The 21,815-nt window shown below is 67.0% G+C and carries 25 protein-coding genes; 5 read left to right on the top strand and 20 right to left on the bottom strand.

The window, feature by feature from the left end; translation table 11 throughout:
• Positions 1 to 3 precede the first annotated feature (3 nt).
• Together AB5J62_RS39365 and AB5J62_RS39360 are read right to left on the bottom strand one after the other, a co-directional pair.
• On the bottom strand, positions 4 to 1,179 hold the full coding sequence (locus AB5J62_RS39365; protein WP_370950461.1) for a DUF445 domain-containing protein: 1,176 nt from the start codon (positions 1,177 to 1,179) through the stop codon (positions 4 to 6).
• A gap of 96 nt (positions 1,180 to 1,275) precedes the next feature.
• A complete protein-coding gene (locus AB5J62_RS39360) occupies positions 1,276 to 2,505 on the bottom strand; it encodes a DUF445 domain-containing protein (protein ID WP_370945116.1) in 1,230 nt (409 codons plus the stop codon).
• Positions 2,506 to 2,630: 125 nt separating this feature from the next.
• Between AB5J62_RS39360 and AB5J62_RS39355 the strand changes: the two genes are divergently transcribed.
• Entirely contained in the window at positions 2,631 to 3,473 is an 843-nt protein-coding gene (locus tag AB5J62_RS39355) for a hypothetical protein (RefSeq protein ID WP_370945115.1), read from the top strand.
• A 306-nt stretch (positions 3,474 to 3,779) separates the two neighbouring features.
• Here AB5J62_RS39355 and AB5J62_RS39350 read toward each other — a convergent pair whose 3' ends face one another.
• From AB5J62_RS39350 to AB5J62_RS39320, 7 genes are all read right to left on the bottom strand, one after another.
• On the bottom strand, positions 3,780 to 4,454 hold the full coding sequence (locus tag AB5J62_RS39350) for an HD family phosphohydrolase (RefSeq protein ID WP_370945114.1): 675 nt from the start codon (positions 4,452 to 4,454) through the stop codon (positions 3,780 to 3,782).
• An 84-nt stretch (positions 4,455 to 4,538) separates the two neighbouring features.
• Positions 4,539 to 5,177: a hypothetical protein gene (locus AB5J62_RS39345; protein WP_370945113.1), complete on the bottom strand. Its 639-nt coding sequence runs from the start codon at positions 5,175 to 5,177 to the stop codon at positions 4,539 to 4,541.
• 5 nt (positions 5,178 to 5,182) lie between these two features.
• On the bottom strand, positions 5,183 to 6,121 hold the full coding sequence (locus AB5J62_RS39340; RefSeq protein WP_370950460.1) for a hypothetical protein: 939 nt from the start codon (positions 6,119 to 6,121) through the stop codon (positions 5,183 to 5,185).
• 396 nt (positions 6,122 to 6,517) lie between these two features.
• Positions 6,518 to 7,060, bottom strand: a complete 543-nt coding sequence (locus AB5J62_RS39335; protein WP_370945112.1) for a hypothetical protein — start codon at positions 7,058 to 7,060, stop codon at positions 6,518 to 6,520.
• A 77-nt stretch (positions 7,061 to 7,137) separates the two neighbouring features.
• The gene (locus AB5J62_RS39330) at positions 7,138 to 7,548 is read right to left on the bottom strand and encodes a type II toxin-antitoxin system VapC family toxin (RefSeq protein ID WP_370945111.1); all 411 of its coding nucleotides are present in this window, start codon (positions 7,546 to 7,548) and stop codon (positions 7,138 to 7,140) included.
• Positions 7,545 to 7,769 carry a hypothetical protein gene (locus AB5J62_RS39325; protein ID WP_370945110.1) on the bottom strand — a complete coding sequence of 75 codons (225 nt, stop codon included), beginning with the start codon at positions 7,767 to 7,769 and terminating at the stop codon, positions 7,545 to 7,547. The genes AB5J62_RS39330 and AB5J62_RS39325 overlap by 4 nt, the downstream gene beginning before the upstream one ends.
• A gap of 34 nt (positions 7,770 to 7,803) precedes the next feature.
• On the bottom strand, positions 7,804 to 9,237 hold the full coding sequence (locus tag AB5J62_RS39320) for an MBOAT family protein (RefSeq protein ID WP_370945109.1): 1,434 nt from the start codon (positions 9,235 to 9,237) through the stop codon (positions 7,804 to 7,806).
• A gap of 110 nt (positions 9,238 to 9,347) precedes the next feature.
• Here AB5J62_RS39320 and AB5J62_RS39315 point away from each other — a divergent pair, with 110 nt between their 5' ends.
• Positions 9,348 to 9,857, top strand: a complete 510-nt coding sequence (locus tag AB5J62_RS39315) for a hypothetical protein (protein WP_370945108.1) — start codon at positions 9,348 to 9,350, stop codon at positions 9,855 to 9,857.
• A gap of 50 nt (positions 9,858 to 9,907) precedes the next feature.
• Here AB5J62_RS39315 and rlmB read toward each other — a convergent pair whose 3' ends face one another.
• The 7 genes from rlmB to AB5J62_RS39280 form a co-directional block, all read right to left on the bottom strand.
• Positions 9,908 to 10,867: a 23S rRNA (guanosine(2251)-2'-O)-methyltransferase RlmB gene (gene rlmB / locus AB5J62_RS39310; RefSeq protein WP_370945107.1), complete on the bottom strand. Its 960-nt coding sequence runs from the start codon at positions 10,865 to 10,867 to the stop codon at positions 9,908 to 9,910.
• 7 nt (positions 10,868 to 10,874) lie between these two features.
• A complete protein-coding gene (gene cysS / locus AB5J62_RS39305; protein ID WP_370945106.1) occupies positions 10,875 to 12,254 on the bottom strand; it encodes a cysteine--tRNA ligase in 1,380 nt (459 codons plus the stop codon).
• Positions 12,255 to 12,303: 49 nt separating this feature from the next.
• Positions 12,304 to 12,990, bottom strand: a complete 687-nt coding sequence (locus tag AB5J62_RS39300) for an HAD family hydrolase (RefSeq protein WP_370945105.1) — start codon at positions 12,988 to 12,990, stop codon at positions 12,304 to 12,306.
• Between the two features lie 27 nt (positions 12,991 to 13,017).
• Positions 13,018 to 13,413, bottom strand: a complete 396-nt coding sequence (locus AB5J62_RS39295; RefSeq protein ID WP_091288218.1) for a PPOX class F420-dependent oxidoreductase — start codon at positions 13,411 to 13,413, stop codon at positions 13,018 to 13,020.
• A gap of 73 nt (positions 13,414 to 13,486) precedes the next feature.
• On the bottom strand, positions 13,487 to 13,951 hold the full coding sequence (ispF, locus tag AB5J62_RS39290; RefSeq protein ID WP_370945104.1) for a 2-C-methyl-D-erythritol 2,4-cyclodiphosphate synthase: 465 nt from the start codon (positions 13,949 to 13,951) through the stop codon (positions 13,487 to 13,489).
• On the bottom strand, positions 13,948 to 14,565 hold the full coding sequence (locus AB5J62_RS39285) for a 2-C-methyl-D-erythritol 4-phosphate cytidylyltransferase (protein WP_370945103.1): 618 nt from the start codon (positions 14,563 to 14,565) through the stop codon (positions 13,948 to 13,950). Before AB5J62_RS39285 ends, ispF begins: the two co-directional genes overlap by 4 nt.
• Positions 14,566 to 14,619: 54 nt before the next feature.
• The gene (locus tag AB5J62_RS39280; RefSeq protein WP_004559016.1) at positions 14,620 to 15,111 is read right to left on the bottom strand and encodes a CarD family transcriptional regulator; all 492 of its coding nucleotides are present in this window, start codon (positions 15,109 to 15,111) and stop codon (positions 14,620 to 14,622) included.
• A gap of 299 nt (positions 15,112 to 15,410) precedes the next feature.
• On the opposite strand from AB5J62_RS39280, the gene AB5J62_RS39275 reads away from it, so the two are divergent.
• Together AB5J62_RS39275 and radA are read left to right on the top strand one after the other, a co-directional pair.
• The gene (locus AB5J62_RS39275) at positions 15,411 to 16,118 is read left to right on the top strand and encodes a hypothetical protein (protein ID WP_370945102.1); all 708 of its coding nucleotides are present in this window, start codon (positions 15,411 to 15,413) and stop codon (positions 16,116 to 16,118) included.
• A 35-nt stretch (positions 16,119 to 16,153) separates the two neighbouring features.
• Positions 16,154 to 17,524 carry a DNA repair protein RadA gene (gene radA, locus AB5J62_RS39270; RefSeq protein ID WP_370945101.1) on the top strand — a complete coding sequence of 457 codons (1,371 nt, stop codon included), beginning with the start codon at positions 16,154 to 16,156 and terminating at the stop codon, positions 17,522 to 17,524.
• 366 nt (positions 17,525 to 17,890) lie between these two features.
• On the opposite strand, the gene AB5J62_RS39265 is transcribed toward radA, so the two are convergent.
• Genes AB5J62_RS39265 through AB5J62_RS39250 form a run of 4 tightly spaced genes read right to left on the bottom strand, consistent with a single transcriptional unit; the run spans position 17,891 to position 20,956 of the window.
• Positions 17,891 to 18,898 carry a hypothetical protein gene (locus AB5J62_RS39265; RefSeq protein WP_370945100.1) on the bottom strand — a complete coding sequence of 336 codons (1,008 nt, stop codon included), beginning with the start codon at positions 18,896 to 18,898 and terminating at the stop codon, positions 17,891 to 17,893.
• Positions 18,891 to 19,514, bottom strand: coding sequence for an RNA polymerase sigma factor (locus tag AB5J62_RS39260; protein ID WP_370945099.1), 624 nt, complete (start codon positions 19,512 to 19,514; stop codon positions 18,891 to 18,893). The genes AB5J62_RS39265 and AB5J62_RS39260 overlap by 8 nt, the downstream gene beginning before the upstream one ends.
• A 31-nt stretch (positions 19,515 to 19,545) precedes the next feature.
• Positions 19,546 to 20,418 (bottom strand): hypothetical protein, encoded by an 873-nt coding sequence (locus AB5J62_RS39255; RefSeq protein WP_370945098.1) that lies wholly within the window; start codon positions 20,416 to 20,418, stop codon positions 19,546 to 19,548.
• Positions 20,411 to 20,956: an RNA polymerase sigma factor gene (locus AB5J62_RS39250; protein ID WP_370945097.1), complete on the bottom strand. Its 546-nt coding sequence runs from the start codon at positions 20,954 to 20,956 to the stop codon at positions 20,411 to 20,413. Before AB5J62_RS39250 ends, AB5J62_RS39255 begins: the two co-directional genes overlap by 8 nt.
• 153 nt (positions 20,957 to 21,109) lie before the next feature.
• Between AB5J62_RS39250 and AB5J62_RS39245 the strand changes: the two genes are divergently transcribed.
• The gene (locus tag AB5J62_RS39245) at positions 21,110 to 21,784 is read left to right on the top strand and encodes a C39 family peptidase (RefSeq protein ID WP_370945096.1); all 675 of its coding nucleotides are present in this window, start codon (positions 21,110 to 21,112) and stop codon (positions 21,782 to 21,784) included.
• Positions 21,785 to 21,815 lie beyond the last annotated feature (31 nt).

The following is a 21,815-nucleotide window of genomic DNA, read 5'->3' as shown; positions in this document are numbered from 1 at the left end:
ACCTTAGTGCAGCAGAAGGAGGACTTGGAGCTCACCCACGAGCCCGCCGATGATCGCGCCGACCGCGATCAGCTTCCATTCGTCCTGCCGGAAGGCGGGCCGCAGCAGCTGTTCGAATTCGAGCGCGGTCAGCCTGCGCATGCGGTCCACGATCGTGTTGCGGACGTCGAGCGCGTTGATCGCGTAGTCCTCGGCGTGCCGGATGGTCTCCGGCACGCGCTCGGCCGCCTTGGTGGCCGCGGTCTGCTTCATCTCCTGGAACTTGCGGGTGCCGACGGCGACCGCGACGAACGGCTTCACGATGCTCGCCTGCTGGTCGATCGTCTTCTGCACCTCGCGGGTGATCAGCTGGAACAGCCGGTCCGACTTCGGGCCCTTGAGCACGGCCTCGATCAGGTTCGGGATGGTGATGATCTCGCGTGCGATCATGTCGCCGTAGTCGGCGGCCACCTGGTCACGGCGTTTCTGGAAGACGCCCTGCCAGGTGTAGAAGCCGAAGAAGGTGCGCGGCTCGCGCGGCAGGAAGATCATCTTGAGTGCAAGCCAGTCGGTGAGCCAGCCGATCAAGAAGCCGAACAGCGGCAGCACGATCGGTGACTTCGTGGCCGCCCAGATGATCAGCTGCACACAGCCGAGGACGAACCCGAAGAAGATTCCGGACCGCGCGATGAACCGCATCTCCGGGCGAGAGATGTCGCGGATCAGCCGGTTCAGCAACGTCTTGTCGCGCACCAGGTTCTCGACGACCATGTGCTGCAGGTCGAGCACGTCCTCGATGTTGTCGGCGATCTCGCGCATGATCTTCGCGATCGCGCGCGGCGCCTCGGCCTGCACTCGCTTGAGCAGCAGCGCCTGCGCGGTGTTCGGCAGCACTTCCCACAGCCTCGGCTGGTACTGCTCCATCACCTCACGCGTGACGTCCTCGACCACACGCAGCAGCGGTTGCTCGATCTCACGCGCGACCTGTTCCGGGTCGAGCCTGGAGAAGATCTCCTTGGGATCGACGAGATTGTGCGTGAGCATTTCGGTCGCCGTGCTCGCCATCCGCCGCGCGTTGGCCGGCAGCACGCCCTGCCAGCCCAGGAATGGCTTGATACCAACGAATTCGACCGGCTTGAACATCATCTCGATGGCGACCCGCTTGGTCACGTAGCCGATAAGCGCGGCGATGAACGGCATGGTGACGTACACCTGCCAGTGCTCACCGAGGCTGTTCACCCGCAAACCGTAGCGGTCACCGCGCGTGGTTTCGCAGCGCACGCGGTGAACGTCACGTCAGTGCAGCAGCAACAGCACCTGGAGTTCACCCACCAGGCCGCCGATGATCGCGCCGACCGCGATCAGCTTCCACTCGTCCTGCTTGAACGCGGGTCGCAGGATGCCTTCGAATTCGATCGGGGTCAGCTGCTGCATCTTTTCCACGATCGTGTTGCGCACGTCGAGCGCGTCGGTCGCGTAACCCTCGACGTGTTTGACCGTTTCGGGCAGGTATTCGATCGCCTTGGCCGCCGCGGCGCGTTTCATCTGCTGGTATTCCTTGCCGCCGACGGTCAGCGCGACGATCGGCTTCGCGATGCTGGCCTGCTGATCGATCGTGCGCTGCACCTCGCGCTGGATCATCGCGAACAGCTTGTCCGACTTCGGCCCGGTGAGCACGGCCTCCATCACGTTGCGGACGGTGAGCACCTCTTCGGCGATCAGCGCGCCGTAGTCGGCGGCGACCTGGCGGCGGCGTTTCTGGAACATGCCCTGCCAGCGGAAGAAGCCGAAACCGCGCGGCTCACGCGGGTAGAAGATCATCTTGAGCGCGAGCCAGTCGGTCACCAGTCCGGTGAAGAAACCGAAGACCGGCATGATGATCGGCTGCTTGGTCAGCGCCCACGCGACGAACTGCACCAGGCCGATGACGAACCCGAAATAGATGCCGGAGCGCGCGATGAACTTGAACTCGGGCGCCGCGACGTCCTTGATGAGACGGCAGGTCAGCGCCTTGTCGCGGACCATGGCCTCGATCAGCATGGAGTTGACGTCGAGCACCTCGTCGATGTTCGTCGAGATCTCGCGCATGAGCCGTTCGACGACCTTGGGGGCCTGCGCGCGGACCTGGTTGACGAGCATCTGCTGCGCGCGTGCGGGCAGCAGCTCCCACAGTCTGGGCTGATGCTGCTCCATGACCTCGCGGGTGACGTCCTCGACGGCCTTGAGCAGAGGCTCCTCCAGCTCCTCGACCATGCGCTGCGGATCGAGCCTGGAGAAGATCTCCCTCGGATCGACCAGATTCTTCGTCAGCAGGTCGACGGCGGTGGTAGACATGCGCCGCGCGTTGGCCGGGATGACCCCCTGCCAGCCGAGAAACGGTTTGATGCCAACGAATTCGAGCGGCTTGAACATCATTTCGATGGCGACGCGCTTGGTCAGGTAACCGATCAGCGCGGCGATGAACGGCATCGTCAGATAGACGTGCCAGTGCTCACCGAGGTCATCGAGGATCGCCTGGACGTTCACGACGACCTCCCTTACGGCCCGTCAATACCGTGGAGCATGCCATGGCCGTCCGGAGTGGACCAAACGTCGTAATGCATCCGTTTGGCGGTACGAGAAAATGGGAGGTGCATCACTAGAGTTGCGCAATGGTCGCTGCTGACACCTCTGAGAAGTCCGCCGAACCTGCCCACTTCGCCGTCGCGGTGCGCGGGTACAACCAGAAGCAGGTCGACGAGCGTCTAGCGAGCCTGACGGCCGAACTCAAGAAGACCTCGCGGAACCGTGACGAGGCCGTCGCCACCTCCGGCGAGCTGTCCAAGGCGCTCAGCTACGCGCAGAAGGAGCTCGCCGACGCCAAGGCCGCGCTGGTCCGCATGACCGCGAGCCCGTCCGGCGCCGGCGCCATGGCCGAGCGCGTCCGCATGATGATGCAGCTCGCCGAGGAGGAGATCGCCGAACTCAGGGCGAGCGCCGACGCCGACGCCGCGTCCACCCGCGACGAGGCCGACAAGTACTCCCACGAGAGCCGCCGCGCCATCGACAAGCTCACCAAGGAGCGCGCCGCCGAGCACGAACAGCTCATGGCCGACGGCCGCGCCGAAAACCAGCGCCTCGCCGACGAGGCCAAGGCCTACCGCGAGAAACTCGACGACGAAGCCCTCGAACGCCGCCACGCGGCCGACAAGAAGGCCACCGACGAACTCTCCACCCGCATCGCCGAAACCGAGCGCGCGGCCACCGAGCGCATCAAGGCCTTGGAGGCCGAGGCCGCCACCAAGCTCGCCGACGCCAACCGCCAGCTCGCCGAAGCCGAGGAACGCCAGCGCGTCACCCTCGCCCTCAAGGCCAACGTCGCCGACCGCCTCGCCGCCACCGACCTCGCGGTCCAGGAAGCCATCCGCGCACTCGCCCCCGGCGAAGACGCCCCACCCAAACCCGCCGCCAAACCCACCCCGGCCAAGCCCATCCCGGCCAAACCCCAGTCCTGAAAGCCCGAAAGGGGCGTTCGCCAGGTCCCATCCCCCGAAAGCCACTTTCGTCAGATGCGATCTGACGAAAGTGGCTTTCGGGCTACCACACCTGACGAACGCCCCTCTCGGGCTTGCACCTCCCGAAAGACGCATTGGCGACCTGGGATGTCCCGAATGCGTCCTTCGGTCCTTGGTAGGTCCCGAATGCGTCCTTTGGTACCTGGCAGAGCCCCAATGCGTCTTTCGGTCCCTCCCAGGTCCCCAATGCGTCTTTCGGCACCTGGCAAGGACCGAACGACGCATTCGGGAGGTGGGCAGGCCCGGCTAGGAGGCGGCTGAGGCGGTGACGCCGTGGACCGCGTCCAGGAGTTCGGCGACCGTGGGGTCGTCGACGGCGTCCTTGATGCAGCGCCAGAGTTCGAGGTTGGCGCCTGCCCAGCGTGAGTAGGAGGCGGCGGCCTCGGGGTTGTAGAAGTAGTAGCCGTCGTCGTGGACGTCGGCCTGCTCGCCGACGATCTTGTGGGCCAGCTCGCGCAGGCTCACGTTGTTCTCGCTCAGGTAGCGGTGCGCGAGCACGACCGGCGTCACCGGCAGCGCCTTGAACAGCGTGTCGGCGTCGGAGAGGGCCTGGGCCTCCAACGAGATGTGCGGGCCGCGGTTGGCCATCTCGGCTTCGTCGACGAGTTCGTCGATCCAGCGCGCGACCGCGGGCTCGACGCCGGCCTCCAGGAGGATGCCGAGGCGGAGCTCGCGGCCTGCGGCGGCCGGGGAGTTCTTCAGCACGATGTAGTTCACGTCGTGGACGAGCGCCGCGGTTTCCACGACTGACACGTCCGCACCGTTGCATTGTGCGAAGCCGACCGCTTTGGTGCGGACGAAATTCACGTGGTGCCAGCCGTGGAATGGCAGGCTCTCGGCGTACTTCCAGCACAGCTGATGGACACGTTGTTCGACGATATCGATGATCGAATTCGACACCGTGCTCTTTTGGGCGCGCATACACCTCTCCGATCCCGGCCGGTTTCTGGCAGGCGGGTGGAGTAATGGTAGGCGTATTCGACGCCGCTGTGTAGCTACGGGTAGCTAAATTCGCCTAGCTAGGTCCCCCAATCGGACCTCAACCGGAACATGCCGGTGACTGATCCTTGTCGAAGGGTCATAGGAAAGGCTCGATTCGCGCACCGCGCGCGACTTGACCAGGAAGGTCATCGCGTCTTCGGCCGCGGTCGGTATCCGGTGGAATTCGTCGGCCTGCAGCGATCCCGACGCGCCGACCAGGCAGACCGCGCGCTGGCGCAGCGTCGCCGAAGAGATCAGGCCCGTTTTGGGATCCAGTTCCGCGTCGTATCTTTCATGGACGTAGTTACCGCGGAGGATCGTGGTGCAGAAGTGGTACCTGTGATTGTGCACCGAATCGGCGTAACCATGCCGCCAGTCCTGCTGGGGTTTGTATTCGTGCAGCCAGAAGGAGAACGGATCCTCCGGGCGGTCCAGCAGGCACCAGGCGAAATGCGTGGTCGTCTCACGCGATTTGCTCGCGACGGTCAACGCCGGTTCCGGTTGCAGGGTGCGCACGTGCCTGCGCAATGCCTGCCGCAGCCCCGGCTGGGCCGCCCATGGCCGAAACCAGTCGTCGACGAGGTGCCAGTTGTCGGTCAACGGGAAATCGGCGTCGCGCAGCTGCATCGCGAGTTGGTCGAGTACGGACACACGGGTGAGCAAGACGATCAGCTCCCCAGCTCGGCGATGGTGGAGAACTCCCGGCGGAAGGTGTGGAACTTGGCCTCCAGTTCCAGGAACTGCTCCTCGGTCAGTGTGTTGCCGGTGATCTTTTCGAACAGGGCGAGGAAATCGCGGCGGCTGGTGTCCGGGGTGATCTGGAAATGGCGGCCGGTGCGCGAGTTGCACACGCGCAGGAACTCGGTGCGCTCCATGTTGTACATGAACGAGCCCTCGGTGAACCGCAACGTTCTCGGGTAGAGCGTGCTTGCGCCGCCGATGTCGCTGTACAGGGTCAGCCAGACGCTCTCGTCGAACATCTCCAGCCGGTCCAGCGGCGGGTCGGCGACGACGGTGATGTCGACCTGCGCGCACCGGCTGCGCGCGAGGTACAGCCCGACCAGTCCGATCGAGATCTCTTCGTGCAGACGGGTTTGAATGGATTCGTAGTCCACACCCGCTTCTTCGCGCCGCAGCAGATAACGCGCACGCCCGTTGATCGAACTGGCGTCACGCGGATCCGCGATCACCGCGCGAAGTTCCCGCTCGGTACGGGAAAGCAGCAGCCGCGCCGCCGCGTGCCGTCCCGAGAACCCGCGGAAGAAGTACTGCCGGGTCGCGTTCAGGTCGGCCATCATCACCCGGTTGAACTTGGGGTCCGGATGGGTGGTCGCCTCGAAGACATCGGTGGGAAAGAACTCGTTGTTCAGCGAACGGTATTCGGCACTGAGCTCCTGCAGCGCGCGACGGCTCTCCTCGATCACCGGCGCCACCAGAGCCCGTTGCGAAGCGCTGGCCGTGATCAGGGTCTGGCCGAAGCCGACCACGGCGGAGATCAGCGTCCCGGTGCCGAGCGCGTTCAACAGCGTTTTCGCCGCGCCGGCCGACATCGAGCTGGAGATCCACAGGCTCGAGCCGGAGATCACGACCAGCACCAGTAGAAGCAGATTCGTTCTGGTCCAGAAGATCTCTTGCAGTGGGCTACTGCGGAGCCTTTTGGCTTCCGCGGACACTTCGGTCACCTCCTCGATGGCCACCCGAACGGACGAGTGCTGAGAGTGTCTGTTCGAGCGCGGGGAGTTACTCTACGCTTTGCGTGTTAACCGCGAAATAAGAAATTCGGGCGACTGTTGCCGGTCCGCCAAGTTACCGGTTGCAACTTGCACTCTGCGTGCAAGGTAATCCTTACTGCAGAGGCGATCCACCAGGCGGCGGCTCGTGTGATTGACACGAGTGCACTGGCTACAAGATCGTCAGCACCTAGCGTGACCAGTAAAATCATCCGGACGGCCTAGCCACAGCGCGTGTTCAAAGCCCTTGCGAGACCCCGTTTTCGCCGATCTTCAGTTCGGCAGGACGTCGGTGACCTTGACCTTGAGTTCAGCCTTGGACGACTTGGTCTGGATCATTCCCTGTGAGTCGAACCGGGCGGTGGTCCCGGTCAGCGTGAAGCTGCCGTTCTGCACGTCCTCGCCCCCGATGATCTCGTACAGCACCGTGCACGACGGGAAGCACGGCGTCGTGGTCTTCGGGTCGATGCGATAGGTGACGTTGCAGCCCGCCGACCCGAAGCACTTCTTTTCCAGTGTCTTCACCGTGACCGTGAAGTCGGCGGGGCTCGCGATCAGCGGTATGGGTGTGGGGATCGCGGTCGTTGTCGGGCTGAGCGTTTGCCCGTTCGCGCCGATGAGCTTCCCCGCGTCGTTGGTGCACGGCGGGCTCGCCTGCTTGTTCGCGCAGGGACTGTTGGCCGGAACTGACGACGTCGTGGCCGGAGCGGGGGCGGCCGTGGTCGACGGGCCGCGCAGCGCGAAGAACGCGGCCGCGGCGAGCGCGAGGATCACGAGAACGGCGCTGATGATCAGCGCACGCGGTGAAACGGTCATGGCCTCCCCGATCTGTCGTGGGAGGTCAGTCGCCGTGCCCGCCGTCGCCGTTACGAGCGGTTACCCGTTCGAAACCCTCAGGGCAGCAGCGTGAACGCGTCAGCGTGTCGTGGGCGGACGACCGTGAAGTGCCGCCGGTCCAAGGTGGCCACGGTCTTCACGCCGAACCGCTCGGCAACAGCGACGACCGACGCGTCGGCGGTGCCAAGCGGCAGATCGCCGTACTTTTCGACCAAGTCCGCGACACGGGTCCGATCGGGACGGGTCAGCGACACGACTTCGATGGCGCCGCTCACCGTGTCCCGGATGAAGGCGGCTTCCGCTTGGGGTCCGCAGCGCGTGCCGAGCAGGTAGCCGATTTCCCCGAGCAAGGGTTCGGGCAAGAACAGTGGTCCTCTGACAGTGGCCAGTAGCTCCGCGCATTCGGCATGTCGGTCGTCGTTGGCGTTGATCATCGCGATGATCGGGCCGGTGTCGACAACGATCACGCTGTGCGGGCCTCCCCATCGCCGAGTTCGTGGCGTGCGATCTCCTTGGCTCGGGTGCCGAGATCAGACGTGGCGTGACCTATCCCCATGGAGGAGAAGACGCGACGGGGTCGCGTGTCTTCACTCTCGTCGACGAGAGTCTGCAGCAGCTCTCTGGCCAGCTGTACCCGATCTTCGGGCACCGCCTCCAGCAGCCGTCGTGCGTCGTCTCTCACGCTCATGAGAACAAGTGTATCCCTGGTGCGTTTGAGCAGATCAGAACTGGTAGTACAGGAACGGGCTGAACGTGCCCGTCGCCACCAGGATCGCCGCGTACACCAGCCCGACCGTCATCACGCCGATCCGCAGCGCGTTCGCGGGACGGCTACGCGACGACTCCAGCAGCGGCCCGGTCACCGGATGCGACGGCAGGAACACGACCACCATCGCCGCCAGCAGGATCACGAGGCGCTGGTTCGTCACCGTCGCCTCGACGACGTCGCCCAGGCCCGTGAAGTCCGGCAGCAGCATGTGCCCGAGCATCCCGAGCGCGTGCGCCAGGTCCACGGACTTGAAGAACACCCACCCGATCACGACCAGCACCAGCGTCAGCGCACGACGGCCCACGCGGGCCAGGACCGACGCCGGGGTCGTGTCGTAGCCGAAAGCGCGCTCGATGATCAGCAGCGCCCCGTGGTACATGCCCCAGACCAGGAACGTCCACTGCGCGCCGTGCCAGAAGCCCGTCAGCACGAAGACGATGCACAGGTTGCGGTACGTCTTCGCCGCGCCGTGCCGGTTGCCGCCCAGCGGGATGTAGACGTAGTCGCGGAACCAGCGCGACAGGGACATGTGCCAGCGGCGCCAGAACTCCGTGATGGTCACCGCCGAGTAGGGCCGAGCGAAGTTCTCCGGCAGGCGGAAGCCGAGCATGCGGCCCAGGCCGATCGCCATGTCCGAGTAGCCCGAGAAGTCGAAGAACAGCTGGAGCGTGTACCCGATCGCGCCCAGCCAGGCGGTCGCGAAGGTCATCTGGTTGGGCGGGGTGGCGAAGCAGGCCTCGACCATGGGGCTGAGGGAGTCCGCGATGATCGTCTTCTTGCACAGGCCGAGCGCGAAGCGGGGGAAGCCTGCCGCGATGTCGTCGAGGCGGTGGGAACGCTGCTGGGGGAGCTGGTCGGCGATCTCGCGATACCGGACGATCGGGCCGGCCACGAGCTGGGGGAACATCGCGATGTAGGCGGCGAAGGACACGATGTCGCGCAGTGCGCGGCGCTCGCCGCGGTAGATGTCCACCACGTAGGAGATGTGGTGGAAGGTGTAGAAGGAGATGCCGATCGGGATGACCAGGTTGGCGACCGGGAAGTTGCCGCCGAACAGCTGGGCGAAGGCGGCGATCTGCTGGGTCGCGAAGCCCGCGTACTTCCAGACGACCAGCACCGCGACGTCGAAGGTGATGACCGCGATCAACAGACGCCTGCGGAACGCGTGCCTGGTGTCCCACTCGTTGGGCTCGAGCGACCGGCCCGCGAAGAAGTTCACGACCATGCAGGCCAGCAGCAACAGCAGGAACGGGCCTGCCCCGGTGGCGTAGAAGATGAGGCTGCCGACGGCCACGATGCCGTTGCGCCAGCCACGCGGGAACACCAGCACGGCGAGCAGGACCGCCGGCATGAAGTACCACAGGAACAGTGGCGAGACGAACGACATCGGCGCGGATCCCCCTTGACCTTTCCCGGTGACGATAACGCCAGCACTTGCTAGCCCGTGGCGAAGGCTGGAGTCTTGACGCTGAAGCCGTCGAAAGCAGGGGAGGCCCCATGAGCGAGCCGTCGACCCGTGGACTGGATTGGTGGCGCGGCGACCGTGCCAGATGGGCGGAGCTGTGCTTCACGGCCGCGCCCGACGAAACCCCCGCCGACCTGCATGCCGCCGCGCGCGCCGCGGTCTTGCGGGAGCTGTTCGATGACAGCACCGATGAGGACGCCGACTTCCTCGTCTACCTGCTCGCGCAGGAGACACTGATGCACCAGAGCGGCTGGTCGTTCAGCGACAGCATGGGCATGGCCGCGTTGCTGGTGGCCGAGCGCAAGCGGCCGGATGACGTCTTCGCGCTCTGGAACGCCAAGAACGCCAACTTCGACACCATGTTCGGCCTCGACTCGGAGCTGCTCTTCGCGCCGGGGGTGGAGGAGACCATCGTCTTCGTCGAAGCGTCCGATGATCCCGCGCGGGACGGGATCATGCGCTACGTCTCGGGCACCTCGCTGCCCAGCGATGCCGAGGTGGCCGCCCGCCTGGCAGGCCTACGCCACTATCACACCGCGTAAAAGGCTCGTGAGCGTTCCGGGCGGTTAGAACCGCCCGGAACGCTCACGACTCAGATTCGGCCCGCGACGCGGCGGCGGCGCGCCACCTCGGCGAGCAGGACGCCGGCCGCGACGGAGGCGTTGAGCGACTCGACGCCCGCCGCCATCGGGATGGACACGGTCGCGTCGCAGGTCTCGCGGACCAGGCGCGACAGGCCGCGGCCCTCGGAACCCAGCACGATGACCAGCGGGTCGGCCGCCAGGTCCAGCTCGTCGATGTCGACCGAGCCGTCGGCGTCGAGCCCGACGATCATCAGGCCCTGCTCCGCCCACGCCTTGAGCTGGCGGGTCAGGTTGGTCGCCACCGCGATGGGCAGCTTCGCCGCGGTGCCCGCGCTGGTGCGCCACGCCACGGCGGTCATGCCCGCGCTGCGCCGCTCGGGCAGCAGCACGCCCTGCGCGCCGAACGCGGCGGCCGAGCGGATGACCGCGCCGAGGTTGCGGGGGTCGGTGACGCCGTCGAGCGCGACGAACAGCGGGGTGTCGCCGGAGTCGCGCGCCACGGTCATCAGGTCGTCGGGGTGCGCGTACTCGAACGGCGGAACCTGCAGGCCGAGGCCCTGGTGCATGGCGCGGCCGGTCTTGCGGTCGAGCTCTTCGCGCGGGATCTCCAGGATCGAGATGCCCTTGTCGCCCGCGAGGCGGACGGCCTCGTTGACGCGGTCGTCGACGTCGATGTTCAGCGCGACGTACAGCGCGACACCGGGCACGTCGGCGCGCAGCGCCTCGACCACCGGGTTGCGCCCGGCGATCAGCTCGGGGCGGTCGGCCTTCTTGGCGCGGGCCGCCTCCTGCCTGCGGTTGGCCGCGTTGGCCATCTTGTAGGCCTTGTGGTTCGGGCGGTCCTCGGCCTTGGGCGTCGGGCCCTTGCCTTCGAGACCCTTGCGCCGCTGCCCACCCGAGCCGACGACCTGGCCCTTCTTGGTACCGGGCTTACGCATAGCGCCCTGGCGCCGGGAATTGCCTGCCATGTCTCTTCTACGCTTCTTTCACTGTCCACTTAGGACCGTCGGGGGTGTCTTCCACCGCGATGCCCGCCTGCAGCAGACGGTCACGCGCGGCGTCGGCGCGGGCGAAGTCGCGCGCGGCGCGCGCTTCCTGCCGTTCGTTCAGCAGGCCTTCGACGATGTCGGACAACGCCTGCTTGTACGGCGCGTCTGCGCCGCTTGCCTCGGACCACCGCGCCGAAAGCGGGTCCAGACCGAGCACGTCGACCATGGCACGCACGGAGGCGGCGATGTCGAGCGCCTTAGAAGTATCAGCGCTGTCCAACGCGGCGTTACCTTCACGCACTGTGTTGTGCAGCACGGCGAACGCCTGGGGCGTCGCCAGGTCGTCGTCGAGCGCCTTCGCGAACTCCGCGGGCACCTGGCCGATCGAGACCGCGCCCGCGCGCCGCAGGAACTGCTCGATGCGCCGGTAGCCGGTCGCGGCCTCGGACAGCGCGCCGTCCGAGTACTCGATGTTCGACCGGTAGTGCGGCTGGATCAGGTAGTAGCGCAGCTCGGGCGCCCGGTACCGCTCCAGCATCGCCGGGATCGCCACGGTGTTGCCGAGCGACTTGGCCATCTTCTCGCCGGACATGGTCACCCAGGCGTTGTGCAGCCAGAACCTGGCGAACTCGTCGCCCGCCGCGTTGGACTGGGCGCGCTCGTTCTCGTGGTGCGGGAAGATCAGGTCGATCCCGCCACCGTGGATGTCGAACGACGGGCCGAGGTACGTGGTCGCCATGGCCGAGCACTCGAGGTGCCAGCCGGGCCTGCCGTTGCCCCACGGCGTCGGCCAGGACGGCTCGCCCGGCTTGGCCGCCTTCCACAGCGTGAAGTCACGCGGGTCGGTCTTGCCCTCGCCAAGGCTCTCGCCCTGCTGCATGTCGTCGGGCTTCTGCCCGGACAGCGCGCCGTAGTCGTCGAACGACTTGACCGAGAAGTAGACGTCGCCACCGGACGCGTAGGCGTGACCGGCGTCGATGAGCCGCTGCATCAGCTCGACCATCTGCGTGACGTGGCCGGTCGCGCGCGGCGCGATCGACGGCGGCAGGCAGCCCAGCTGGTCGTAGGCGGCCTCGAAGGCGCGCTCGTGCGTCGCGCCCCACTCCCACCACGGCCTGCCTGCGTCGGCCGCCTTGTTCAGGATCTTGTCGTCGATGTCGGTGACGTTGCGCACCAGGAAAACGTCAAGTCCACTGTGGACGAGCCAGCGGCGCAGCACGTCGTAGTTGAGCGCGCCGCGGACGTGTCCGATGTGGGGCGCGCCCTGCACGGTGGCCCCACACACGTAGATGGACGCCGTTCCGCTCACGGCGGGATGGAACTCCCGCACGCTTCGGGTCGCGGTGTCATAGAGGTGTAGAGCCACCCCGAAATGGTACGGGTTCGGCGTGAGCCGTGTCGCACCCCGTCGCCGGTTAGAGCACTCCGTGCGTGCGCAGCGCGCCCAGTAGCGCGTCCGGACGCTCCGCCGTGGGCAGCGGATCGACCAGCGCGAACTCGCAGCCGATGGCCAGCGCGCCGCCGTCCGCGTCGACGTGATCGCCGACCATCAAGGTCTCTTCGGCGGGCACGCCGAGCTTGCCGACCGCGATCCGGAACACCTCAGGCTGCGGTTTGATGGCGTTGACCTCGAACGACAGGACGAACTCGTCGACGTAGGCGTCCCAGCCGCGTGCCGCGAACGCCGGCCGGATGTCGAAGGCGATGTTGCTCAGCACGCCGACCTTCAGCCCACGGCCCGCCGCGCTCTTGAGCACGGCCTCGGTGTCGGGGTACGGCGTCCACTGGCTGGGATCGATCAGCCGGTCGTAGAGCGCCACGGCCTGCTCGGCGCGCGGCACCCCGGACTGCTTGAGCACCTCGAGGTAGACCTTGCGGTGCAGCGCGGGGTCGAGGTCGCGGTTCTCCCACGCGTGGGTGTACTCGTCGTTCAGTTCGACCACCTTGCCGACCGGGGCGGTCATCCGCCGCATCAGCTCGGTCTGCGCCTCCAGATCGAGGCGCGCGCCGTCGGTGTCGGTCAGGTCGGCCAGCCAGGTCTCGTCCTGCTCAAGCCGGAAGAGGGTGCCGGAGAAGTCGAACAACACAGCCCGAATCGTCACATCATCCAGCCTAATGGTTCGGACCACTCAGAGGGCGAACGGAACTATCTTGTCCACGATGACGCGTATCACAACGCACAGGTCGTCGAACTCGTCCGGCTCCTTGGGTATGCCGGTGTACTTGATCGAGAGTTCATTCAGGAACTCTTGAACGTCGTTCTCCGTGAATTCCGCCCGGCCGCGCACCTCGGCGGACCGGTAAGGATTTTCCACATCGAACACGGAAACGCTGACCATCGGGCGGGCCGCGATGTTACGCCCTTTGATGTTGTTCCGTTGCGTACAGAACAACACTGTGTCACCTTCGCGTTTGGCCCAGACAACGGAAGAGTGCGCGCTACCGTCCTCGCTCACCGTCGCGACGACGGGAAAGTTGGGCGCGTCGAATAGGGCACTTGTCATCTCGTCGAAAATGACCGCCATAGTCCGCGACTGTAGCCAACCAACACCCCCGAACACTGCCCCCTATTTCGGACAAAAATCGGCGGGCGGCCGCTCAAGAACGCAGCAGCAGCGCCGACGCGACGGCCGCGATTCCCTCGCCGCGCCCGGTCAGGCCCAGTCCGTCGGTCGTCGTGCCCGCGACGCTGACCGGTCCGCCGACGGCCTCGCTGAGCACGCGCTGCGCCTCGTCCCGGCGTTTGCCGATCCGCGGAGCATTGCCGATCACCTGAACGGTCGCGTTGCCCAGCCGCCATCCGTCCGATTCGATCAGGCGGCGCACCTCGGCGAGCAGTTCCGCGCCGTGCGCGCCAGCCCAGCGCGGGTCGCCGGTGCCGAACACCGCGCCCAGATCGCCGAGCCCGGCCGCCGACAGCAGCGCGTCGCAGAGCGCGTGCGAGGCGACGTCGCCGTCGGAGTGCCCGGCGCAGCCGTCGACGCCTTCCCAGAGCAGACCCGCGATCCAGCAGTCCCGCCCGGCCTCGATCGGGTGGACGTCGACGCCTTGGCCGATCCTCATAGCGTGTTCTCCTGATTTCCCGCGGCGAGCAGCGCTTCGGCCAGCCGGAGTTCGAAGGGGGTGGCGACGCGCATCGCGTCGGGATGGCCGGGCACCGTCGTGGCGCCTGCGGGCAGCGCGAGCGTGCCCGTCGCGTAGGCGGCGCGCAGTGCGTCCTCGGTGAAACCGGCAGGCGTTTGGGCTGATCGGAGCAGCGCGCGATCCAAGGTGCCGATAATCACATTCGCCGCGCCGACCGCCTTGACGGTGTCCGACATCGGCAACACGGGGACCACGGCCGGGCTTGCGGGGCCGACGGCGGCGGCGACCGATTCGATCACCGAAGGCGGCGTGAACGCGCGCAGCGGATCGTGCACGAGATAAACGTCATGGCCCGGTTCGATCGACTCGGGCACGGAGCCGGGCACCACCCGGCACTCCAGACCTGACAAAGCTTCCCCGAAAATGACCACACGCCGTGCTGGGGCGACCACGACAACCGAATCCACGTGTCCGGAGTCGAGCAGCCCGCGCACGGCGTGCGTCAAAATGGGTTCACCACGGACCGGTGAAAGCGCATCCGTTTCACCGGTGACATGAGCGACAGCGTCAACAATCGCGACAATGGTCTTCATCGAACGCGATCGTATCGACGAGCACCAGCGTGCTCACAAAGCCTTCGAGCAGGCTCAGACTGTCGCGGTTTCCAGAACTTCGTCGAGGAGGACTTCAGCCTTGTCCTCGTCGGTGCCCTCAGCGAGAGCGAGTTCACTGACCAGGATCTGCCGCGCCTTCGCCAGCATGCGCTTTTCGCCTGCCGACAAACCGCGGTCCTTCTCGCGCCGCCAGAGGTCCCGCACCACTTCGGCCACCTTGTTCACATCGCCGGAGGCGAGCTTCTCGAGGTTGGCCTTGTACCGGCGAGACCAGTTCGTGGGCTCTTCGGTGTGGGGAGCGCGCAGTACGTCGAAAACCTTGTCTAGTCCTTCTTGCCCGACCACGTCACGCACGCCGACGATCTCGGCGTTGTCAGCGGGCACACGAACCGTAAGATCCCCTTGCGCGACTTTGAGGACGAGGTACTTCTTTTCCTCGCCCTTGATCACGCGGGTTTCGATGGCTTCGATGAGTGCGGCACCGTGGTGCGGGTAGACGACGGTCTCTCCGACCTTGAAAACCATGTGTCCTCTGCCCCTTTCGCTACCCCTATCCTATCACGGGGTACCAGGGGGCACCTAGCGACCCGCATCCGTCGTCGCAGGTCAGCGGCCTGTTGACAGTCCGCCCGGGGTTGACAAGCCCGTAATCACCATGCTCATGCAGGTGGCGGCGAACGGTTCGGCGCGACCTGACGAATCCATTGTGGACATCGTTGTCCGCCAGTGGATCTTCGCTCGAACGAGCACCGGGTTCCGCGCGGCGCGGGGCGCCCGGCTAGTCTTCGCGGTGATTCAGGCGTTGAGATCGGAAGGACTCTGACGTGAGGCTGCAGAATCGCCGCGTGTTCGGCGTGTCCGCGCTTGCTCTTGGCGCGGCGCTGGTGCTGGGCGGGTGCGGAGCGGGTCAGCTCACCCAGACCGACAGCCAGCAGCCGGCGGTCAACGGGACGCACGGCGAGGCCGGCAAGCTCTCGCTGCGCAATGTCGCGTTCCAGTTCCCGAAGACGGGTGGCGCGTACGCCGCGGGCGCGACCGTGCCGCTGGGCGTCACCATCGTCAACAACGGCACCGCCGACGACGAGCTCGTCGCCGTCGCCTCCGACGCCACCGGCTCCGGCGTGATCAGCGGCTCCAAGACGATCGTCGCGGGCCACGCGCTCGTCGTCTCGCCGTCGGACGTCTCGGTCGAGCCGCCCGCGGTCTCCGCGACGCCGACGGCCACCTCGTCGTCGTCCGCCACCACCACGACGCCGACCTCGACCGGCAAGTCGTCCCCGGCCACCTCTTCCTCTTCCTCGGAGAGCACGCCGGCCACGACCGCGCCGCCGTCGGCACCGGCCAAGCCCGGCGAGGGGTCCGTGACGCTGCCCAGCCTGAAGTCGCCGCTGTGGCCGGGCATGACGCTGCGGGTCACCTTCACCTTCAAGCTCTCGGGCACCGTGACGCTGGACGTCCCGCTCGCGCCCGCCTCGCACGAGCGCACCGAGGCCCCCAAGGCTCCGGAAGGCAAGCCAGCCGAGGGTCACTGACCGTTTTTGTCGGTGCGGGTGGATAGCCTGCGCTGGTGGTCAAGAAGAGCACGGTCTCCTATCGCTGCGGCGAGTGCGGGTACGAAGCGGCCAAGTGGCTGGGACGCTGCCCGGAATGCCAGGCGTGGGGCACCCTCGAGGAACGCAGCGACACCAAGCCTGCGGTGGCCAGGCTTGGTCTGAGCTTGCCCAATACCCCTGCCCGCCCGATCGCCGAGGTCGACATCGAGGCGGCGCGGGCGCGTGAGACCGGCGTGTCCGAACTGGACCGGGTGCTCGGCGGCGGCCTGGTGCCGGGTGCGGTCGTGCTGCTGGCAGGCGAGCCCGGTGTCGGCAAGTCGACTCTGCTGCTCGAGGTCGCCTATCAGTGGGCCGCGCGCGGTGGTGACTTCGGGCCTTCGCTCTATGTCACCGGCGAGGAGTCGGCCGGGCAGGTCCGGCTGCGGGCCGAGCGCACCGGCAACATCAACGCCGGGATGTACCTGGCGGCGGAAAGCGATCTCTCGGCCGTGCTCGGGCATGTCGACGCGGTCAAACCCGGCGTGCTGATCGTCGACTCCGTGCAGACCATGGCCTCACCTCAGGTCGACGGCGCGCCGGGCGGCGTCACCCAGGTTCGCGCCGTCACGGCCGGGCTCGTCGGGGTCGCCAAGGAGCGTGGGCTCCCGGTCATCCTCGTCGGGCACGTGACGAAGGACGGCTCGGTCGCCGGCCCGCGGATCCTGGAGCACCTCGTCGACGTGGTGCTCCAGTTCGAGGGCGACAAGCATTCGACGCTGCGGCTGGTCCGCGGCGTGAAGAACCGCTTCGGCGCGGCCGACGAGATCGGCTGCTTCGAGCTGCGCGAGGACGGCATCGTCGGCGTGGCCGACCCGTCGGGGCTGTTCATGAACCGGACCTCGGAGCCGGTGTCCGGCACCGCGATCACCGTGACGGTCGAGGGCAAGCGCCCGCTGCTCGGCGAGGTGCAGGCGCTGGTCTCGGCCACCTCGATGCCGCAGCCGCGCCGCGCGGTGAGCGGCCTCGACGCCTCGCGCGTGTCGATGGTGCTCGCGGTCCTCGAGAAGCGCGGCGGCGTCAAGCTCGGCGACAAGGACGTCTACACGGCGACCGTCGGCGGCATGAAGATCACCGAGCCCGCGATCGACCTCGCGGTGGTGCTCGCGCTCACCTCGTCGGTGCAGGACGTGCCGATCTCACCCCGGCTGGTGGTCGTCGGTGAGGTCGGGCTCGCAGGCGAGGTCCGCCGCGTCCCGAACGTCGGCAGGCGGCTCGCTGAGGCCGCCAGGCTCGGCTTCACACACGCCCTCGTGCCGCCGGACTCCGGCAAGCTCCCCGACGGCATCCGCGTCCTGGAGGTCGGCGACGTCGCGAGCGCGTTGAACGCCGCCAACCACGCACGCTGAGGCCGACCGCTCGGGTACGCCCGCCGACCCTTCAGGTACGCGTGCCGACTGCTCAGGTACGCGTGCCGACCCTTGAGGTACCCAGCTCAGGGGTCGTGAGTGGTACGGCCGGTTCTAACCGGCAAAAACGCTCACGACCCCTTCCTCGGCTGCCTCGTGCGTGTCCGGTCGTGGTCGGACGTGGATGAGGGCCTACATCACTCGGATCCGTGGCGTGAGGGCCTAGTTCGACCGTATATACGGGTGGGGGCCTCCCTCACCCACTCGGCTCGGGTGAGGGAGGCCCCCACCCAAGCCGAGCACACCAGACACGCCACCTTCGAACTTCCGTTCAAGAGAACCGGCGTAAAACACTCACGAGCCTGGTCAGTTCGGCTTGGTGGTCGTGGTCGTCGGGATCGTGGGCCGCTCGCTGATCGCGGTCTTGAAGTGGGACTCGCGCAGCGGGGTGCCCGCTTTGTAGGCGTCATCGTCGTAGACGGTGGTGACGGTCAGGGTGATGGGCAGCCCGGTGCTGGTCTTGAGCACCAGCGTGGTCCGCTCGTTCCCGCGCTCGAAGATGTAGGTGGTCCGGTCGCTCTCGTTCCTGGTCACGAAGCCGGGCACCAGGCTCAGCGTCCGCGCGAAGAGGACCCGGTAGCTCGCGGGGAGCTTGCCGGAGGTGAGCAGGTCGACGATCGTCCGGAAGGTGAAGACGTCGACGTCCATGGGCTGCGGCTTGCCCTTGTCGAACTCGGTGTGCAGCTGTTCGTAGAGCCAGGTCGGGTCCTGCCGCAAGCTCGCCAGGAAGCGGGGTGTCGGGTTGAAGAAACTGCCGGGACCACCGTCGAGCGGGCCGTGTTTCTCTGTCACCTCCGGCGGGCCGGCGCCGAGCTTGGGTGTCGCGGTGGCGGCGTCGGGGCCGGGGTACGGCACTGACCGCCCGGTGGAGGTTTCCCGGCGCAGCCACTCCTGGCCGGGCACCTCGGGGAGCCACTGCTCGACGATGGTCTCGTAGCGCTCGCCGTACACCGGCGAACCCCAGCGCTGCTCGTACAGGTACCGGACCTGGCCCGGCTTGAGCGGGGCATCCGCCTCGACCGCGCCGGTCGAGCCCAGTTGCAGCAGCGACGGTTCGGCCGGTCCGCTCGCGAGGTTCGACACGGCCACGATGCCGCCCGCCAGCACGATCACGGACGCCGCCGCCGCGACCCAGGCCCACGTCCGGCGCGGCTTGGCGGCGGGCGGCTGTTCGGCGGGAGCGGCGCCGGCGGCGCTCATGAGCGTCGCGCGGATCGCGCTGAGGTCGGCTGAGGGCGCGTCCGGGTGCAACGCGTCGAGCGCGTCGTCGAGTTCGGTCTCGGACCAGACCTGGTGCAGGCTGGCGTCAGACATGACTCGATCCTTCCTCAGTGGACAGTCCTTTGTGTACACGTGGAGCCTGCACCCGCAGTCTCCGTCTGATCCGGTGTAATCGGGAACGCACCGTGCCCGGCGGCAAGCCGAGCGCTTCGGCCACTTCGGACGGTTCGAGCCCCGCCCACGAGACGAGCAGCAGCACATCCCGATCGGCCGGATTCAGGTCCCCGAGCGCGCCGGCCAACTGTGACGCCTTGACCTGAGCGTCCACCTGCTCGCTGACCCGCCCGTCATGCCCGGCGATCACGGTCTCACTGGCATTCGCGAGCCGCGCGGTCGCGGCGAGCCCCCGAAGCTCGGTCCTGAGATGTTGCCGGAGCAGATTCGTCGCGATCCCGTACAGCCACGACCGCGCGGTCCCCAGCTCCGGTTGGTAAGAGGTCCGCCGCCGCAGCGCGACGAGAAACGTCTCGGCGACGAGATCATGCGCGGTCTCCGGCCCGACACGTCGCGAGAGGTAGCGGTGCAGCTGCCCGGCGTGACTGTCGAAGAGCAGGCCGAAAGCCGGTGCCGGGTCCGATCCGCCCAGGTCAGGGCGGTCGGGGCCGGGCACCGGCTCGGCCGGGTCGTGCGCTGCGGTGATCACCTGCATGCAGCGTATTGGCCGAAGCGGCCTCAAGCGTTCACGGACGGATTCCCATGCCGTTGACCACGGCGTACGTGGCCGTGGTCCGCTCGGCATCCGGCTCGCCCGGAGCGTAGGCCGCCTGCCAGCCGATCAACAGCCCGGTATCGGGGGCGAGGAACACGCTCCGGCTGCTTCCGCCGGGCGGCGGGGCCTGGGTGGCTCGGATCGAGGGCCTGCCGTCGACGGATTTGACGTTCTCGGTGATCACCACATCGGGCTGGCGCGCGAGTACCTCCAGCAACGGCCCTCGCAGATCGGCAGGTGGCGGTGTCATGAACAGGTCTTTGACTAACCCGAAAAGCTCGGTCGGGGCCTTGTTCTTGGTGGATGCCAGCTGGCGGATGAGCTTGTCCGGATCGCGCGGAAGCGAGTCCATCAGATCCGGCAGGGTGCCTCCGAAGCGGAATCGGCCGGACCGCGCGATCTCCGGGGCCGCCGTGCCGTTGTCCATGCTGCTGTGCACGGTTCGCTGCCAGTCCCGATGACGGTCGGCGGGTATCCAGGTCTCCACGGTGTTCAGTCCGACATTCGTCTTGTCGCCGGCGTAGAAGATCGACTCCTGCCGCATGTAGAGGTACTGGTACTGGTCGATAGCGGGATCTTTGAAGCGTGCGGCCAGGGCGCGTTCGCCGTCCCCCCTGGCGACGACGAACGCGGTCCCGGCCGCGAATACCGCGGCGGCGCCCGCCGCCAGCGGAAGAAAACGGCGTCGCGAGAGCACTCGGGGCGGTAGCGCGGTGACCAGGTCGGTTCCGGTGGTGCCAATGGCGGCGTTGAGCTTGCCGAGGCCGTGGTCGTAAGCAGCTGCCGTCATCTCCGGCGGCTCGGGCAGCAGTTCGGCGACTGCCTTGTCGATGGGGTCAGTCATGGGGGATCTCCTTGGTGGCCAAGGCTTCGCGAAGGTTCTGGCGAGCCCGATGCAGGCGAGTCCGCGCCGTGGTGACGTTGATGCCGAGCGCTTCGGCGGCCTCGGCGGGGGTGAACTCGGCGAGCGCGACGAGCAGCAGTACGTCCCGCTCCGCGACACGCAGGCGCGCGAGAGCGTCGGCGAGCTTGCTCGCCTCGTTGGCCGCGTCGACGCGGGCTGCCGCCGTTTCGTCCGCAGGGGCGCTTTGGACCGTTCTCGCGTGCTCGCGGGCGAGCGCGCGCAGGCCGCGGACCTCGCTGCGGGCGTGGTTGCGCATCAGGTTCGTCGCGATGCCGTACAGCCACGCGCGTGCGGTTCCCCTGGTGGTGTCGTACTTCGCACGCTCGCGCCAGGCCTGCAGGAACGTCTCGGCGACGAGGTCGTCCGCGGTGGCCGTGTCGAGCCTGCGTGCCAGGTACCGATGCAGTGCCTTGGCGTGCGTCTCGTAGAGCAGCGTCAGCACTTCAGCGGTCAGTGCGCCGAGGCCTGTCATGGTCATGCCTGTCTGTTAACCGATCGGACGGGAAGCGTTCCGGCCCTACTTTCGGTGTAGGCCGATCAGGTGATTCGGGAGCGTAGGGTGAGATCTTGCCCTGATCATTCCCTTGTTCGACGGTAACCAACAACTGTCACTTCTGGGGAAGGACAACCAATGGGTCGCGTCAGAATCGCGGCGGTGCTCGCCATCGCCCTCTCCGGCCTGCTAGGGCTGCCAGGGCTGTCCAGCGCGGACAACCGGGATACCAAGATCGTTGTCGAAGCACCTGATTTCGTGAAGGCCATGGCGCCGCCCGCGAAGGTCGACGGCATCCACGCGTCGGCGGTGCTCAACATTCAATATCAAGTGCAGGAAACCGGCTACTGGTGCGGCCCGGCCGCGACCAGGATCGCGCTGTCGGCGAAAACGTCGAACGTGCCGTCGCAGGGCACGCTCGCCGCGCAACTCGGCACCACCACCAACGGCACCGACTGGATCGGCCAGATCACCGGCGTGCTGAACCGCGACCTCGGAACCTCTTACTACGAAACGAAAGAGATGCCGAACGACCCGCCGACGCAGGCGCAGCGCGACCTGCTCTGGCGGGACATCACGCTCGACATCAACAACGGCTGGGCGCTCGTCGCGAACATCGTCGCGCCCGCGAACAACCACCCGCCCGGCTACCCGAACTACACGATCTACCACTACTTCACCGTCATCGGCTACGACAGCTCCGACATGACCGTGAAAATCGCCGACCCCGCCAATTTCGGCGGTAACAAGATCTACTGGCTGACGTTCAATCAATTGGCGACGCTCATTCCGCCGAAGGGCTATTCCGCGTAAGACCCGGGTGGTGGCGGGTTCGCCCGTCACC

The organism is Amycolatopsis sp. cg5 (assembly GCF_041346955.1).
In the GTDB taxonomy this organism is placed as follows: Bacteria; Actinomycetota; Actinomycetes; order Mycobacteriales; family Pseudonocardiaceae; genus Amycolatopsis.
This window is presented reverse-complemented; position numbering and strand designations above follow the sequence as displayed.